General features: G+C 33.1%; 17 protein-coding genes and 1 other RNA gene. 16 read left to right on the top strand and 2 right to left on the bottom strand.

The window, feature by feature from the left end:
• Window positions 1-156: 156 nt before the first annotated feature.
• The 11 genes from PRVXT_RS10000 (at window position 157) to panD (ending at window position 10288) form a co-directional block, all read left to right on the top strand.
• Entirely contained in the window at window positions 157-555 is a 399-nt protein-coding gene (locus tag PRVXT_RS10000) for an FxsA family protein (protein ID WP_350342730.1), read from the top strand.
• A 92-nt stretch (window positions 556-647) separates the two neighbouring features.
• The gene (gene ppaX, locus PRVXT_RS09995; protein ID WP_350342729.1) at window positions 648-1361 is read left to right on the top strand and encodes a pyrophosphatase PpaX; all 714 of its coding nucleotides are present in this window, start codon (window positions 648-650) and stop codon (window positions 1359-1361) included.
• 17 nt (window positions 1362-1378) lie between these two features.
• On the top strand, window positions 1379-2428 hold the full coding sequence (locus PRVXT_RS09990; protein WP_350342728.1) for a hypothetical protein: 1050 nt from the start codon (window positions 1379-1381) through the stop codon (window positions 2426-2428).
• 91 nt (window positions 2429-2519) lie between these two features.
• Complete coding sequence (locus tag PRVXT_RS09985; protein ID WP_350342727.1) at window positions 2520-2777, top strand: FeoA family protein; 258 nt, start codon at window positions 2520-2522, stop codon at window positions 2775-2777.
• Window positions 2740-4548 (top strand): ferrous iron transport protein B, encoded by a 1809-nt coding sequence (feoB, locus tag PRVXT_RS09980; RefSeq protein WP_350342726.1) that lies wholly within the window; start codon window positions 2740-2742, stop codon window positions 4546-4548. Before PRVXT_RS09985 ends, feoB begins: the two co-directional genes overlap by 38 nt.
• A 99-nt stretch (window positions 4549-4647) precedes the next feature.
• Window positions 4648-6033: an MATE family efflux transporter gene (locus PRVXT_RS09975; protein ID WP_350342725.1), complete on the top strand. Its 1386-nt coding sequence runs from the start codon at window positions 4648-4650 to the stop codon at window positions 6031-6033.
• Window positions 6034-6517: 484 nt separating this feature from the next.
• Window positions 6518-6696, top strand: a non-coding RNA gene (gene ssrS / locus PRVXT_RS09970) — 6S RNA.
• A 642-nt stretch (window positions 6697-7338) separates the two neighbouring features.
• Window positions 7339-8202: a Rossmann-like and DUF2520 domain-containing protein gene (locus tag PRVXT_RS09965; protein WP_350342724.1), complete on the top strand. Its 864-nt coding sequence runs from the start codon at window positions 7339-7341 to the stop codon at window positions 8200-8202.
• Window position 8203: 1 nt separating this feature from the next.
• Window positions 8204-9034, top strand: coding sequence for a 3-methyl-2-oxobutanoate hydroxymethyltransferase (gene panB, locus PRVXT_RS09960; RefSeq protein WP_350342723.1), 831 nt, complete (start codon window positions 8204-8206; stop codon window positions 9032-9034).
• An 18-nt stretch (window positions 9035-9052) separates the two neighbouring features.
• Window positions 9053-9898 carry a pantoate--beta-alanine ligase gene (gene panC, locus PRVXT_RS09955; RefSeq protein ID WP_350342722.1) on the top strand — a complete coding sequence of 282 codons (846 nt, stop codon included), beginning with the start codon at window positions 9053-9055 and terminating at the stop codon, window positions 9896-9898.
• Between the two features lie 6 nt (window positions 9899-9904).
• Window positions 9905-10288, top strand: coding sequence for an aspartate 1-decarboxylase (gene panD / locus PRVXT_RS09950; protein ID WP_350342721.1), 384 nt, complete (start codon window positions 9905-9907; stop codon window positions 10286-10288).
• Window positions 10289-10390: 102 nt separating this feature from the next.
• Here the strand turns inward: panD and PRVXT_RS09945 are convergent, their stop codons facing one another.
• Window positions 10391-10867 carry a DUF3231 family protein gene (locus PRVXT_RS09945; protein WP_350342720.1) on the bottom strand — a complete coding sequence of 159 codons (477 nt, stop codon included), beginning with the start codon at window positions 10865-10867 and terminating at the stop codon, window positions 10391-10393.
• A gap of 320 nt (window positions 10868-11187) precedes the next feature.
• Here PRVXT_RS09945 and PRVXT_RS09940 point away from each other — a divergent pair, with 320 nt between their 5' ends.
• The 3 genes from PRVXT_RS09940 (at window position 11188) to trhA (ending at window position 13127) form a co-directional block, all read left to right on the top strand.
• A complete protein-coding gene (locus tag PRVXT_RS09940) occupies window positions 11188-11901 on the top strand; it encodes a Crp/Fnr family transcriptional regulator (RefSeq protein WP_350342719.1) in 714 nt (237 codons plus the stop codon).
• 10 nt (window positions 11902-11911) lie between these two features.
• Complete coding sequence (locus PRVXT_RS09935; protein WP_350342718.1) at window positions 11912-12370, top strand: PadR family transcriptional regulator; 459 nt, start codon at window positions 11912-11914, stop codon at window positions 12368-12370.
• 118 nt (window positions 12371-12488) lie between these two features.
• The gene (gene trhA / locus PRVXT_RS09930; RefSeq protein WP_350342717.1) at window positions 12489-13127 is read left to right on the top strand and encodes a PAQR family membrane homeostasis protein TrhA; all 639 of its coding nucleotides are present in this window, start codon (window positions 12489-12491) and stop codon (window positions 13125-13127) included.
• Window positions 13128-13304: 177 nt separating this feature from the next.
• Here trhA and PRVXT_RS09925 read toward each other — a convergent pair whose 3' ends face one another.
• Window positions 13305-13466 carry a rubredoxin gene (locus PRVXT_RS09925; protein WP_350342716.1) on the bottom strand — a complete coding sequence of 54 codons (162 nt, stop codon included), beginning with the start codon at window positions 13464-13466 and terminating at the stop codon, window positions 13305-13307.
• Window positions 13467-13588: 122 nt separating this feature from the next.
• On the opposite strand from PRVXT_RS09925, the gene PRVXT_RS09920 reads away from it, so the two are divergent.
• Together PRVXT_RS09920 and PRVXT_RS09915 are read left to right on the top strand one after the other, a co-directional pair.
• Entirely contained in the window at window positions 13589-14995 is a 1407-nt protein-coding gene (locus PRVXT_RS09920) for a Mur ligase family protein (RefSeq protein ID WP_350342715.1), read from the top strand.
• Complete coding sequence (locus PRVXT_RS09915; protein WP_350342714.1) at window positions 14979-16271, top strand: hypothetical protein; 1293 nt, start codon at window positions 14979-14981, stop codon at window positions 16269-16271. Before PRVXT_RS09920 ends, PRVXT_RS09915 begins: the two co-directional genes overlap by 17 nt.
• The last annotated feature ends 11 nt before the right edge of the window (window positions 16272-16282 follow it).

Here is a 16282-nt window from a genome sequence, read left to right as displayed (position 1 = left end):
TAACTGCAAAGTAATAGAATTTAACCTTTTACATGAAAAAACAATATATGCGCCTTAGGCTCAAAACGACATCGACGTTCCCACTAGAGTTTAGGCTTGTAAAGTATTTGTAGAGTTGTTTAATCGTCCATAATAAGATATAAGGGAGTGGTTAAAATGTTAGCAAAGCTATTGTTGCTATTTACTGTAGTACCGCTTATTGAGCTATATGTTTTATTTAAGCTAAGTGATGTTATTGGAGGGGGGATGACAATTGTTGTTGTGGCTGCAACAGGTTTTTTTGGTGTGATTTTGGCTAAATCACAAGGTTTCTTAGTATTAAGAAGTTTGCATGGTGATATAAGTAGAGGGTATATGCCTCAAAATGATATTTTTGATGGATTGATTGTGTTGGTGGGAGGCGCATTTTTATTAACTCCTGGATTGTTTACTGATTTTTTTGGACTTTGTTGTTTGATTCCAGTAACGAGAAAATTTATAAAGGTTCAGGTTAAAAGTTGGATTAAACGGAAAATAGAAAATGGAGATAACATAATAATTATCAACAAAAAGTAACTTTAGCTGATGGTTAAAGAGTCTTAAAAGGCTCTTTTTCTATTTCATCCATAAAAGTATTTGTGATTATTATGTCGATATTTAAAGGAAAATTGAATTTTTTGGAGAAAATTATAAGTATAATTTATTTTATAAAGGAGCTGTCTATGAAAAAAGAAGTCATTGTTTTGTTTGATTTAGATGGTACACTGCTTAACACTAATAACCTTATTATTAAATCATTTAAACACACTTTTAAAGAAGTATTGAGTATTGAAGTTTCGTCTGAAGAGTTAATGCAATATTTCGGGGAAACCCTTGAAACTACTTTAGAAAGATTTGATAAACAAAAAATAAAAGAAATGGTTAAAACTTATCGAGAATTTAATTTTCATAATCATGATAATTTAGTAGAGCCTTTTCCCATGGTTAAAGAAACCTTAATGATTCTTAAGGAAAAAGGTTGTAAAATAGGAGTGGTTACTTCAAAATCAAAAAAAATGTGTGTTAAGGGATTAAAGCTTTACGACCTTTTTAATTTTTTTGATGTAGTAGTTTCAAAGGAAGATACTAGTCAACACAAACCAAGCCCTGCCCCTATAATAAAAGCTTTAAATGATTTGCAGGCAAACCCTGAGGCAGAAGTTTATTACATAGGAGATAGTCCCTTTGATATAATTTCTGCACGTGAGGCTGGAGTCATACCAGTAGGGGTAAAATGGAGTGTTAGGCTTAATGACTTAAAAGAGCTTAACCCATTAATCGTGTCAAGTTTAATTGAAGTTAATGATTTAATTTTTGATCATAAATCAAAGACAGCAAAATAGAGGATGGAAGTGATTAAATGGACGTAATTAAAGAAGAATTAAAAAAATTAGATATACAACATTATGAAGAAGATTTTCAGTGTTCCATAGACTATAGCTGGAATTTACTGATTTATACACCTATTTTTTTAATTGCTTTAATTGTTTACCCAATAAATCCCTTTTTAGCTGCTCTTTTTACATTTCTAACCACCCTATGTATGGTTTTAGAGTTTAAAGGTGTAGAAATTATTTCTACGTTTCTTCCTAAAAAAGACTGTTTAAATTCTCTGTATATTTACAACCCTAAACCCCAGCAATCATTACCAATAATATTAATAACTGCCCAGAAAGAACATTTAGAACCTTTTTTTAATTTTACCTCTGTTACAGGGTTTAGAAAGAAATCTAAGATTATAATATTTTCTATATTAGCTTTTAACTGTGTTATTTTTTGGGGAGCATTTAAATCTTCTGCCATGAACACGGTAGAGGTTATTTATTTTTGGATAGCTTTACCATTACTTGTGATATTGTATCTAGCATTATTAGCAATTTACTTTAAGTACCGTTTTAGTAAAATTAACAAGTTTAGCAGTGGGTATGAAAGCTTGACAGCTACAGAGACCTTTTCTGAATTAATATCTAGTGGTGATATTAAAAATATTCAACTTTGGTTTTTAGCAAGGGAAGGAGATAATGGATATGATGAAGGTCTTGATTTATTTCTTCAGTCATGTCCTGAAATAGAAATAGCAATTAACTTTCAAAGCTTAATGGGTGAACCCATTAAAGTAATTACAGAGGAAGGGTTACTAAGCACAGCAAAGACATACAAACCTTTAATATTAGAAGCATATAATATTCATCGAATTATATTCGGGACTGAACTGATTAACGGTAGATATAATGGAATGACAGGTGGTTATAAACTTTATCAGTATGGGGGAATAAAAACTATTACCATATCGGGAAAGGATGTATCATTCTTTAAAAATAAACCCCTGGATGAACTGGCTATCGATAATTATAAAGTCTTTACTCGGCAATTAATTAAAAATCTTGACAAATTTTATAAGAATTTATAACCCTTTGAAAGTGGAATTGCTTTCAAGGGGTTTTTTTATGCAAAAAAACAAAAACATTGAATATAGATTATAGAAGTAGAGGTGATAAAAAATGAGATTGACCCAGCTTAAGCCTGGACAAAAGGCTTTTATAAAAAGAGTAAACGATAAGAAGTCAAGGGGGCAAATAACTCGCTTCGGTTTAACTTTTGGAGCAGAAATACATTGTATTAAAAACATTAAAAAAGGACCTGTCATTATTAATGTAGACAACATTTTTTTAGCAATTGGTTATAGATTAGCTCATGAAATAGTAGTTGGGAGGCAAAAAAATGAAAAAGCAAACTATAGCTTTAGTTGGAAATCCTAACGTTGGCAAGTCAGTATTTTTCAATTATTTAACAGGAGTATATGTTGATGTATCTAACTACCCAGGTACTACTGTAGATGTAAGTAAAGGTACATTTCAAGGAAAAGAAATAATCGATTGTCCTGGAGTTTATGGAATTTCCTCATATAACGATGAAGAAAGTGTGACAAGAAATGTAGTGTTAGAAAGCGATATAATCTTAAATATCGTAGATGCAAATCACTTAGAACGGGATCTTTTTTTAACTTTACAATTAATAGATATGGGAAAACCTATGGTAATAGCTTTGAATATGATAGATGAGGCAGAGAAAAACGGAAGAAAAATTAACTATAGACAGTTAACTAGATTGTTAAATGTCCCAATAATACCAACAATAGCTACTCAAAAAAAGGGGTTTGGTTTGTTAAAAAAAACCTTAAAGTCTCCCAAAACTGGTGCTAGTGATAATGAAACTGTAACTAAAGCCATTAAAAGTTTTCCCAAAGCACAGAAGCCTGAAAGAGTACTTCTTTTGGAAGAAGATGAACAGCTTTTAAAAAAATATGGTCTGAGCGCTAATGGGGATAAAGAAAAGTATTATATAAGAAGAAGAGATAGAGTAAAGGCTATAACAAAAAAAATTGTTCAGGATAATCCAGCAAAAAAAAGTGCTAAAAAATTAGTTGACCATTACCTTCTCGATCCATTATGGGGAACGTTATTTTTAATCGGAGTTCTTTATTTAATGTATCTATTTATCGGAGATATAGTTGCACAGCGAATAGTTGATTTTACAGAAGGGGTACTGATGTTAGAGTATATCCAACCCGTCATTAAAAGATCTGTCACTAGCTTTATTGAGTATGAGTCACTCATAGGACAGTTACTGGTGGGAGAGTTTGGGGTTTTTACACTAACTATTACATACTTATTTGGGTTGCTACTTCCTTTAGTAATTGGCTTTTATTTGCTACTATCTATCATGGAAGATAGTGGTTATCTACCAAGAGTAGCCATTCTTTTAGATAAGCATATGACGAAAATCGGTTTAAACGGCAAAGGGGTTATACCAATAATTTTGGGCTTTGGTTGTGTAACAATGGCAATCATTTCAACTAGGATATTAGGAAATAGAAGGGAGCGAACAATAGCAACTTTTCTCTTAGCAATTAGTATCCCATGTAGCGCTCAGTTAGGGGTGATTGTTGGGATGATAGCACCATTGGGGGTGAAATATATTACAATCTATATAGTAGTAATGTTAGGAACTTTTTGTATGGTAGGACTTTTACTTTCATATATTGTTCCTGGTAGGACAACAAGTTTAATGTTAGACATTCCAACCCTTCGTTTTCCTAAAGCTTTAAATGTTTTGCAAAAAACATACAATAAAACTATTGGATTTTTACAAGATGCAACCATACTATTCGCTCTAGGAGCAGTGTTAATAACGTTCCTGCACTATTTTGCAATACTAGACTTATTACAAGTAATATTACAGCCAATAACTGTAAGCTGGCTAGGGTTACCCCAAGAATCGGCAAATGCCTTTATAATGGGAATTATCCGTCGTGATTTTGGTACTGCTGGTTTACATAATTTGGTATTATCTGCTGAACAAACCCTAATAGCACTTACGACAATAACTTTATTTACCCCTTGTATTGCTTCGGTTATGATAACATTTAAAGAAAGGGGTCCATTGGTAGGTGCAATAACAATAACTCTCAGCATTGCTATTGCCTTTTTTATTGGAGGGATCCTAGCTTGGGTGCTAGGATTATCGTAATTTTTGCGAATTAATAGTAAGCTTCTCTTTACCAAAATGAAATAGTATATTATAATTGTACTATAGTCGAAATATTATATATGCGAAAGAAGGGGAAGTATGGATGTTACTAAAGGATCATTAAAGAAAACGGTGATTCTGTTAGCTTTGCCGGTTGTTTTAAGAATGACATTGCAGATGATTGTAGGTGTTGTTGACTTAGCTTTTATAGGTCAGCTGGATAGCACAGAGGCTACAGCTGCAGTGGGAATGGCGAATCAGTTAGTTATGACTACTATAACAGTGGCTACGGCTTTTACTATCGGTACAACAGCATTGATTGCCAGGTATGTGGGAGCAAAAGATCCTGAAAAAGCAGGTGAAGTCGCTCAGCAGTCAATTGTGCTAACCTTTGGTTCAGGAGTAATCTTAGCAATACTAGGGTCTATCTTTGCTGAATCTATAATGAGCTTTTTAGTAGAAAGAGGAGCGGGGGATGAAAACACTGCAGAGGTAATACGACAAGGGACAATATACTTAAGAATTATCGTTTTTTCTTTGCCTTTAATGTTTGTAATGATGAATACAAATGCTATTCTACAAGGAGCAGGGGATATGAAAACTCCTCTGTATATAATGATATTTGCTAATTCATTTAACATTCTATTTGATTGGTTGCTGATATTTGGCATAGGAATATTCCCGCAACTAGGGGTAGCTGGTGCTGCAATTGCCACCGGGGGAGCTCGAAGTTTAGCAGGACTTATAGGAGCTATAGTTTTAACTAGAAATAAAAACTTCAACTTAAAACTGTTTCAAATAAAATTTGATAAAAAAATTATACGGGATATTCTTAAAATTGGAATCCCTTCTGCTGGTGAGCAAGGAGTAAGAAGCAGTGGGCAATTAATCTTTACAATGATTGCCGCTTCTTTAGGTCCTTTGGCAATAGCCTCTAACGCCATCGTTCTAAAGGCTATGTCTTTTTCTTTTATGCCGGGATTTGGATTTGGTTTAGCAGCAACAACTTTAGTTGGACAAAATTTAGGAGCAGGGAATTATAAGCGAGCAAAAGAATGTGGCTACTTAGCAACAAAAATGGCTTTTATATTTATGACCGGGGTTGGACTGTTCTTTTTCTTTGGCTCTGATTTAATAGCTATGTTTTTTCATAAAGATGAGAGTGTGCGGCAGGTTGTATCAGAGTGTATTAAGATATTAGCGATTTCTCAGCCCGCTTTAGCTTTTGTTATGGTAATGGCAGGAGGACTAAGGGGAGCTGGAGATACTAAATTTGTATTAGTTACAACTATGGCTGGAACATGGGGCATGCGAGTTATAGTGGCATATATCTTTGCCAACCTTTATGGCATACACGGGCTATGGTATGCAATGGTTTTAGATAACTTTGTAAGAGCTATAATGATGTTCTATAGATTCAAAGGTGAAAAATGGCAGGAAATCAAGGTCGGGGAACAATCGAAACAATCAACAGCTAATGCTTAAGTAAAAGGGACTACTAGTAGAGGCTTTTTCCTTTATTAGCTGTTAGTTAATTTGTGATAAAAGGATATATTTTCAAAAAATGTATCCTTTTTTTAAAGTAAAAAACAATATAAAGGTGTGTCAATAATAAACCCAAGAATTAAAAGCAGCAGAGATTACTAAAACATGTAGCTGACAAGGACAGGCTTAATAAAAATAAACTTAGAAGATAACATCAACTAATTGGCATGTTCAAATTAAAATTAGCATTATAAACACTCAATAGTTGTTGAATTGTGTTCAATCAGAAAAAATGTAATCTGGCATAATACTAACTATAAAGCCATGGAAACTGTTAAATAACCAGAAAACACCATTAAAAAAATGGTGGATTTTATAATGTGAAGATGGTATAATGTAAACTAAATAAACGTATTATTAAATATAGTTAATAAAAATAAATAGCTTGACTTTAGAATTAAAATAAGTATTATATATAATATGAGAGCACCTGAGGTGTTCGATAACACCTTTTAATTTTCAACCTACACTTTGACTTTGGGAGCTCGCGTTTCATCTGTAACACTATGCCTCTTTTTGTGGACAGTGGAGCTTGTGAACAGAGCACCCCCCTGAAATAACAGGGTTTTGAAAATTATAGGGTATCGGCATTTTGGGGCACTTAATACTTAAACATTTGTGAGCGTCAATCTTTGATTGACGCTATTTTTATTTATAAACCTAAACAGAAAAGATACTCTACATAAGTTTTTAGTAAAAACATTTAATAAAAATAAATACTTTTTTAAACAATCAATAGCTATGGTATTAAAGGAAAAAATATTATGTTTATGACTCTTAGAAATTAACGGTTGTCAAACTTATTTGTCTAGAATATAATGGAACTATAGGAGTCTACCATAGATATGGAGACAACCTAAAAGTATTGATTGCAACTAAAAAATACTGCTTAAAGCCTTTTAGGCATGAGACAGGCATAATATAGATGTTCCCTTCAAAAAAGAGGGATGTTTATGCATGTCTATCTGCCGAACTTGGAAGATAGATTTTTTATTTAGTAATGGTAAGTTTAAGTTTTTATACTAGCATTGTTGGGGTAAATACCTACGTAAAATATAATTGCAAAATGAGCAGATTTTAAATTCCTATGCAAAAGAGTTATTTAGAAAAAACAAGATTTTTTGCCTTAGGTTCTCGTTAGTTAGTTTGGTGGAGTTAATTGGATTTATCGATAAAAACGTTGTTATACATGGAGTTTTAAAGTTTTTTAATCGCCTAAAGTTTATTTTAAAAGGAGGGATGATTTTGAAGATTGGTTTTATAGGAGCAGGTAAAGTAGCTAAAGGGTTTGGGATTTACCTTAAGAATAACGGACTTCATTTATCAGGTTTTTCCAGTAGGTCCCTTGATTCTGCACAAAAAGCTGCTGATTTGACGGAGTCTACAGTATTATCTTTAGAAAACGTAGTAAAAAAAAGCGAAGTGATTTTTATAACCACTCCTGATGATTTAATTAAAGAAGTTTGTAATAAAGTGGCAGAAGAAATTGGCTTTAACCAGGGGCAAACAGTAGTCCATATGTCAGGGAGCTTGTGCTCTGAGCAGTTAAAAGCGGCGTCACAACAAGGATGTAATATCTTTTCATTACACCCCCTTCAGTCCTTTGCTGAACCTATGACATCTGCAAAGAAATTAGAAAATACTTTTTTTACATGGGAAGGAAAAGGAGAGAAAAAAGGTATAAACAATATTCTTACTGTACTTGGAAACAATAACATTGAAATCTCACCTGAGGATAAGGCTTTGTACCATAGCGCAGCATGTATAGCATCAAACTATTTAGTATCTTTATTGGATTCGGCTATAAACTTGTTAGAGGATATAGGAATTGACAGAAGTCTTTCATGTGAAATGATCAGTAACCTAGCGTCAGGAACAGTATCAAACATTTCTGACTTAGGCACAACTGATGCGTTAACAGGTCCTATTGTACGAGGGGATGTATCTACAGTGTTGGGTCACTTAAGTTCTTTTGATAAAAACAATCTAAGTGATATAAAAAGCATGTATACATTAATGGGACTTAGAACTTTAGATATAGCTGAAAAGAGGGAATTAAGTCCAGATAAAATAAAGGAAATTGAAACAATTCTTAAGGAGGAAAAATAATATGGGAAAATTTTCTGTAAGTTCGTTTGTAAAAGCAAAGAAGAATGGTGAAAAGATTACCATGCTTACAGCTTATGATTATTCAACAGCTAAGCTTTTTGATAATGCGGGGATAGATGCAATGTTAGTTGGCGACTCATTAGGAATGGTTATGCTAGGGTATGATGACACTCTAAAGGTGACAGTGGATGATATAATCCATCATAGCAGGGCTGTAGCTAGGGGATGTAAAGAGGCAATGGTTGTAGCTGATATGCCATTTTTGTCATATCATGTCAGTAAAGAAGAGTCCATAAAAAATGCAGGTAGGCTAATTCAAGAAGGTAATGCCCAAGCTGTTAAGCTAGAAGGTGGTATTGAGATTATCGACAAAGTTAAGGGGATTATTAACGCTCAAATACCTGTAATGGGGCACCTAGGTTTGACACCTCAATCGGTTAATATTGTGGGAGGATACAAGGTACAAGGTAAGTCAGAAAAACAAGCTCAAAAGTTAATAGATGATGCACTTGCATTGGAAAAAGCAGGGGTGTTTGCTATTGTATTAGAATGTGTCCCTGCTGAACTAGCTAAAATAGTGAGTGAAAGACTTAGAATTCCAACTGTAGGGATTGGGGCAGGAAATAAAACAGATGGTCAGATACTGGTTTATCAGGATATGCTTGGCATGTATAGTGATATGGCGCCAAAGTTTGTTAAACAGTATGCTAATATTGGTGGGCAAATGGAGACAGCTGTAAAAGATTATATAAAAGAAGTTAAAGATACTAGTTTCCCTGAAAAAAAACACTCATTTTCGATAAAAGAAGAAGTTTTGAAAAAGCTATACTAATGTTAGTGGAGGGCAAAAATGAAAATAATTAACTCAGTTTCTGATATGCAGGCATTTTCTAAAAAAGAAAAGCTCCACGGAAAGAAGATTGGTTTTGTTCCTACAATGGGCTTTTTGCATAAAGGACATCTCAGTTTAGTTGAAGAGGCAAGGAGCCAAAACGAAATCGTAGTAGTAAGCATTTTTGTTAATCCGACCCAGTTTGGTGAAGGAGAAGACTTTGATATTTACCCTAAGAACTTTCACAGAGATAAAGAACTATTAGAGGAAATGGGGGTAGATGTTATTTTTTATCCAACTGTTGACGAGATGTATCCCAGGTCTTATAATACTTATGTTGATGTTTATAAAGTCACAGAAAAACTATGTGGCGCTTCAAGGCCGGGTCATTTTAAGGGAGTTACTACAGTAGTTGCTAAGCTCTTTAACTGTGTGCTTCCGGACAATGCTTATTTTGGTTTAAAGGATGCACAACAGGTAGTTGTTATCTCTAAAATGGTAAGAGATCTTCATTTTCCTGTAACTATAGTGCCTTGTCCTATAGTTAGAGAGGCTGATGGTTTAGCACTTAGTTCTAGAAATGTAAACTTGAAAAAAGACCAGAGGGAGCATGCCACAGTATTATATCAGTCTTTAAAAAAGGCAGAAGAAATGGTGGAAAATGGTTGCCTAGATGCAGAAAAGATTAAAAAATCTATTGCTGACAAAATTAAAACATACCCACAGGCTGAAATTGACTATGTAGAAATTGTAAATTTTGATACTTTGGAAGATATTCAGGTTCTAAAGGGAAAAAACCTTATAGCGTTAGCAGTTAAAATTGGTAAAGTCAGACTGATAGATAATATAATAGTGGAGGTGTAAAGATTTATGCTATTGACAATGTTTAAGTCCAAAATTCATAAAGCAACTGTAACGGAAGCAGATTTAAATTATGTAGGAAGTGTAACTATAGACTCAGAGTTGTTAAAAGCTTCCAATATACTTCCTCACGAAAAAGTACAAGTTGTCAACAATAATAACGGTGCAAGACTTGAAACGTATGTAATAAAAGGAGAACCAGGTAGTAAAACTATTTGTTTAAATGGGGCAGCAGCTAGGTTAGTACAGCCAGGAGATAACGTAATTATAATTTCATACTGTCAGGTAGATGAGAAAGAGGCAAAAGAGCATGAGCCTACAATAGTATTTGTCGATGATGATAATAATATCCAATCTGTGGAAAATGGTGAAAAGCACGGCGAAAAGAGATAATTTAGCTTAAAACCCAAAAAAGTATCCGTTTTGGATGCTTTTTTGGGTTTTATTGTGTTGAACTAAGCTGACTCTCCAGTGATTAAAGTTTAATTTTATTATCTACTGCTTAAATTTAGGAGGTACAATTAACCAATCTTTTTTCTTCATTAGCTTTAAGAGTTTCCTTCCAGAATCTACACATTGGCTGTGAAATTTGGCAAACTCTGCAGCTATATCTTCTCGAACAAAGGAAGCCATCGCTCCGCTTAGTCCCATCAAACCACCCTTAATTTCACCTGTTAAGTACTGGGCGATTTCTATGTCTTCATAAAACGCGCCTGCAGGCAGCTCGCTCTTTATACTTGGTTTAGAACTAAAAGAGTTTTCCAAAGAAATTCCTTCCTGTTCAAGCATCTTTTCCATTTGTTCAAGAATTGGAGTATCAACCTTTTGAATTTTCGTTGATAGATATTTTTGCAAATCATCGTCTTTTGCATGGTTTAACATAACTTTATTAGCATTAATAGTAAACTTCATGGTCATTGCACTTTCCCACAATACTGTTGCTTCCATAACATTCAAAGGATCATTGTTCAAACTTAAAACCTCCCATTAAATCTTTATTATAGTTTATCCTTATATAGCTTCAATATTTGTGTTGGCAAATTTTATTGTTGTTAAGTTTTGGTTTATTATTTATGTTATAATAAAATTAAGATTATACGGTTGCTGAGTCAAACTTTTGAATTCCAAGTTAGTTGGCTATAAACTCTTTATTTGACTATTTAACGGGGAGCTCATAGGTCAAAAGCCAGTAAAAAGGACTAGTTAACTAATAATCATCAGAGCTAGGATTCTTACCGTTAAAGCTTCAGGTTAGTTAGTGATTATTGAAATTGGGGCTAGGAGGCATATAGATGGAAAGATGTGGATGTGATCAGTGCACACAACAATATTGCTCTAAAAAAGTTTCAATATTTCAGGGATTGAATATTGAAAGTTTAGCAAAAATAAGTTCCAAAGTTGTACATAAGACATATAAAAAAGGTGAAAAACTTTTTTTACAAGGGGATATAGCACAAAATCTTTATATTATAAATTCTGGTAAGATAAAGGTATTTAAGGATTCATCCAATGGGAAAGAGCAGATACTTTATATCCTAACAGATGGTGACACAATTGGTGAATTAAGCCTATTAAAAAAGGAAACCATAAACTATAGCGCAGTAGCTATGGAAAATACCCGTGTATGTATGTTGACAAGTCATGATTTTCAACAAGTAATTAGACAAGAGTCTGAAATTATACTTAAAATCATGGAAACTGTGGGAGAAAGACTCCAGAAAGTTGAAGGTTTAGTTCAAAATTTAGGAACCAAAGATGTAGAAGCAAGGCTTGCACAAACTCTAGTCAACTTAGCGGAAGAATATGGCACAGTAAATAAATCAGGAGTTAACTTAACCCTACCAATGTCTAGGGAAGATTTATCCAATTATGTTGGAGTTGCTAGGGAAACAATAAGCCGCAAGCTTGGAGTACTACAAGATGAAGGGCTTATAGAATTACTATCAAGTAAAAAAATAATTATTAAAGATTTAAATAAACTTATGCAGCATTCTTCTCAAGATTAGGAGGGGAACAATGTCAGATAAAATTATTGTTGATTGGGAGAAGGAAGAACAAAAAATTGAAGAAGAATATAAAAAAAAGATTAACCAGCTAAAGCAGAGAAAAAAAGAAAGCCAGATGGTTGGTAATATATTAGCAAAAGGTGTCCTTCCAGTGTTGGTGTTGGAAATTGTTTCTAGAGAACCTAAAAATGGTAACGAAATTTCAGTTACTATTGGAGAGATTACTGAAGGAAAGTGGATACCTAGCACAGGTGGAATTTATCCAATTTTAAAAAAGATGGAAAAGAAAGGGTTTATGGACGCCAAGTGGGATGACCCTGATAAAAGAAACAAAAAAATGTATAGCATAACCGACAGTGGCTTTAATGAATTGTATAATCAAAGAGAACAATTATTATCGAGTTTAAGCCAAACAAAGCTAATTTTTGAGGGTATTGAAAATTATATACAAAAAAAAGTCAATTCTTAGATAACAAGGATTGGCTTTTTTTGTATATAGAAACCAAAATTGACATATACTATCACAAGTGATAACATTGCAATTAAGATGTCACTTGTGATAGCATAATAGAGGGGTGAAAATCAAAATGAAAATCAAAGAACCTGTAAGCACAATAACCCATTTAGTTACTTGTATTTTGGCTGTAATAGGGACTGTATATTTAGTGATGAAGGCTAGAGGAGATACAGTAAAGGTTTTATCAATGTCTATCTATGGGTTAAGTCTAATCTTACTATATGGGGCTAGTTCAGCATATCATTGGGTTAACTCTACTGATAAAGTGGAGCGAGTGTTAAAGAAAGTCGATCATCTAGCCATTTTTGTGCTGATAGCAGGAACTTACACCCCAGTCTTGATATATGGTTTAGAAGGTGCATGGCGTATAAGTATGGTATCCACTATATGGGTATTAGCGTTAGCAGGTATGATAGTGAAGTTTTTCTTTATCAACGTTCCTAGATGGGTTTCATCTGTAATTTATGTTAGTATGGGGTGGTTTGCAGTAGTTCCGTTTTATCATTTAGTGCAAGTATATGTTACTGAGGCCATTATTCTAATGATTTTAGGAGGGATACTGTATTCAATCGGTGCTTTAGTTTATGCTAGAAAGTGGTTTGACTTTATACCAAATAAATTTGGGTTTCATGAAAATTTTCATCTTTGGGTTATGGCTGGAAGTATAGTTCATTTTTTAATGATAGTTTTGTTTATCCTTCCTCTTTAAACTTTCCATGGGGTTTCAATTTTGAATATTGATATCCCTTCTTAATAAAAGGCTACAAAAAATAATAATTAATTCTCGTTATATGTTATAAGGTGAACTTTTAATGTTTAACTTAAAAAGCTGTCTCAAAAACAGAAATGATTTATCTGTTTTGAGACAGCTTTTTTGTTTGAAATATTATTCATCTATTTCTTCAAAAAGTTCTTTTCCAACTCCGCACTCAGGACACTCATAATCCTCTGGTAAGTCTTCAAAAGAAGTTCCGGGTTTAGCTACACCTTCTTCCCCCTTTTCTGGGTCATAAATGTAGTCACAAACTGTACATCTGAATTTTTTCATTGATATCACCTCCAAATACTTAATATGATAAAAAAGGAAATTATATCCCTGTGGTAAAAAAGTATAGCATAAGATAAAATGAAAGAAAAGGTAAAAATTAATTTTTTAAAGGAGAGGTGGATTTGAACTTAACAAGTTGTCAAATTTCGAAAATAGTATCAGGAGAGTTAATTGGAAATAAAGATGTGGAAATTGATTATATCTACTATGATGTTTTAAAGCAAGATAATCCGAAAACACCATTTTTATATATTCCCTATATAAATAACTATAGAAATATTGACAGTACAAATTTTATAGAAACTATGGCGACTAAAGGAGCAAAGGGAGTTTTACTAGAAAAACATCAATTAACTATGGTGGACACTAAAGGCTTTCAGTTTTATGTTATTGTAAAAGATTTGCAAAAAGCCAGCCTGGCGTTAGCTAGACACTATAGACTTCAGCATAAAGGGAAAGTTATATCAGTCACCGGTAGTTGTGGAAAAACTACTAGTAAAGAGATGATAAACCAAGTTTTTGAGTCTGCAAAAATAAAATCGTTAAAAACAGAGAGAAATATCAATGGTTTTGGGGGAGCATCTCATGTGCTATTTAATTCTGAGGGTAATGATTGGTTAAACATAGAGGTGGGAGTAAATGGGCTAAAGAGGTTGCCACTTTTAGCTGAAACAATTTTACCTGATTACCTGCTTGTTACTAACATTTATAATACCCACTTTGATAGAATTCAAACCCTTGAAGAAGTTGCTAGCCACAAACTAAAACTTGCTCATAATAGCTCCCCTCCAAAAATTGTTGTGCTAAATGGAGATGACCCATATTTACAAGATTATGTTACAGATCAAACTATAACTTTTGGTTTTGGAAGCCATAATGATTATGTTATAAAAGATATTCATAGCCAAAACTTGGCTGGGAGTAGTTTTACAATATTCCAAGGAAATGAAAAGTATACGGTTAAGACCCCACTAGTAGGCAAGCACAATGTTGCCAATGCTTGTGGTGTATTTGCCCTATGCAATAGTATAGGGATAGAACCAGAGCATATAATGGCTGGAATATCATCATTTACCGGTCTAGTCCATGAGAATTATGAAACAAGTGGATTTAAAAAAGTTATTAAAAGACACTTTTATGACGACAGCCAGCACTTTAACCTCCCTGGTTTAGAATCAGGTCTTGAAACTTTTTTTACAATAACACCCAAAAATGGCTATCTAATTTTGGGATATGATTACAAGTTTGAGAGTAAAAATTTTGATTTTTTTGATTTATTCAACATATTATCTAGGTATAAAGATAGGATCAAAGGCCTTTACTTAATTGGGGTAGAATGGGAAAACCAAAGTGCTTTTTTAGATAATATATCAAAAGAAATAAAAATTTTTTCTGATATTAAAGGGGTAACAAAGGAGATAAAAACGAGAACTTTGCCCGGTGATTTTGTTTATTTAAAAGGAGATTTTCACCAACATTTAAGAAAAATCTTCACTTTGCTGGAGGACAAAAATGAGTATAGAAAATAGTATTGATATAATTTATTCGTTTTATAATAAAATAGGCGAAAAAATTCCCCTTGATTATCACGATAGCCAGTTCAGGTCCCCTTGTATAACAAGGAAACTACTAAGTATTTCTTCTGTTGATTCTGTGATAGATAGAAATATTATTGTTATAGGAAGCAAGGGTAAGGGGAGCACAGCAGAAATTCTTGGTGAAATTTTAAAAAGACACAGCATTAAGGTGGGGTTGTTTAAAAGCCCTCACTTAATTGATTTTAAAGAACGTATTCAAGTAGACGGAGAAAAAATAAGTAGCGACGATTTAAATAGAATAGTTAAAGCCCTTGAAAAAAACATAAATGCAGTGGGGAATAGCATAAAACCTCCTAAATATCTTGGCCCAAATGGTATAATGTTGGTTGCAGCTTTAAAGTATTTTAATGAAAATAAAACACAACTAAATATTCTGGAAGCTGGGAGAGGCGGTTTATATGATGATACTTATAAGATGGGAAAAAAAATCATTTTTACCCCTATTTTTAAAGAACATAAATACAGACTTGGTAATTCGTTAGAAGAAATATCTCAAACTAAAATAAAAGCTATGAACAATAACACTACACATGCGGTTATATCTAAACAAGTAAATAGCATGGTCCATAGGCAATTTAAAAAGCAGGCAACAAAATTTGACATAAAGACAAAAGAGTTTAACAAGGATTTTGTAATTAGGAATGATGAGTCAACAACCAAGCTAAAAATAGATTCTAAAAGGTATAATCTTCAATTTCCCCCCTTGCCCCAATACATTACCGAAAATTTTGTAACAGCAACTGTTGCGGCAAAATTTTTAGGTAATGTCACTTTAAACGAATCCACTTTAAATTCTATAGCTAATAACTTAAAATTGCCTGGCAGATGCGAAGTCATAAAAACACCTACCAAAACCCTTTTGTTTGATGGTATGGTCAGCAGTGAATCGGCTAAAGAAGTATCCACATTTTTAGATAAACTTCATATGCATGGCAAAAAAGCCTGCTTGTTAGCATTACCCAAGGACAAAGATCTAAATGGAGTAATTGAGCAACTTGCCGATAAATTTGACTTAATAATATTGACCGAAACCACCCAAACTCAATACCCTTTTGATAACAAGAAATTTTACGGCACAAATCTTAAAATAATACCAAACCCTCAAAAAGCTATAAAATACATAGAGGATAACGATATTTTAAATATATGTGTATTTGGCACACAATCTTTGTTAGGAGAAATAAAAAAAGTTTATCAAAATACTTGACAGCCTATATC

This window comes from Proteinivorax tanatarense (genome assembly GCF_040267685.1).
In the GTDB taxonomy this organism is placed as follows: Bacteria; Bacillota; Proteinivoracia; order Proteinivoracales; family Proteinivoracaceae; genus Proteinivorax; species Proteinivorax tanatarense.
Note: the sequence above shows the minus strand (reverse complement) of the source record. Positions and strands in the feature narration are given on the sequence as shown.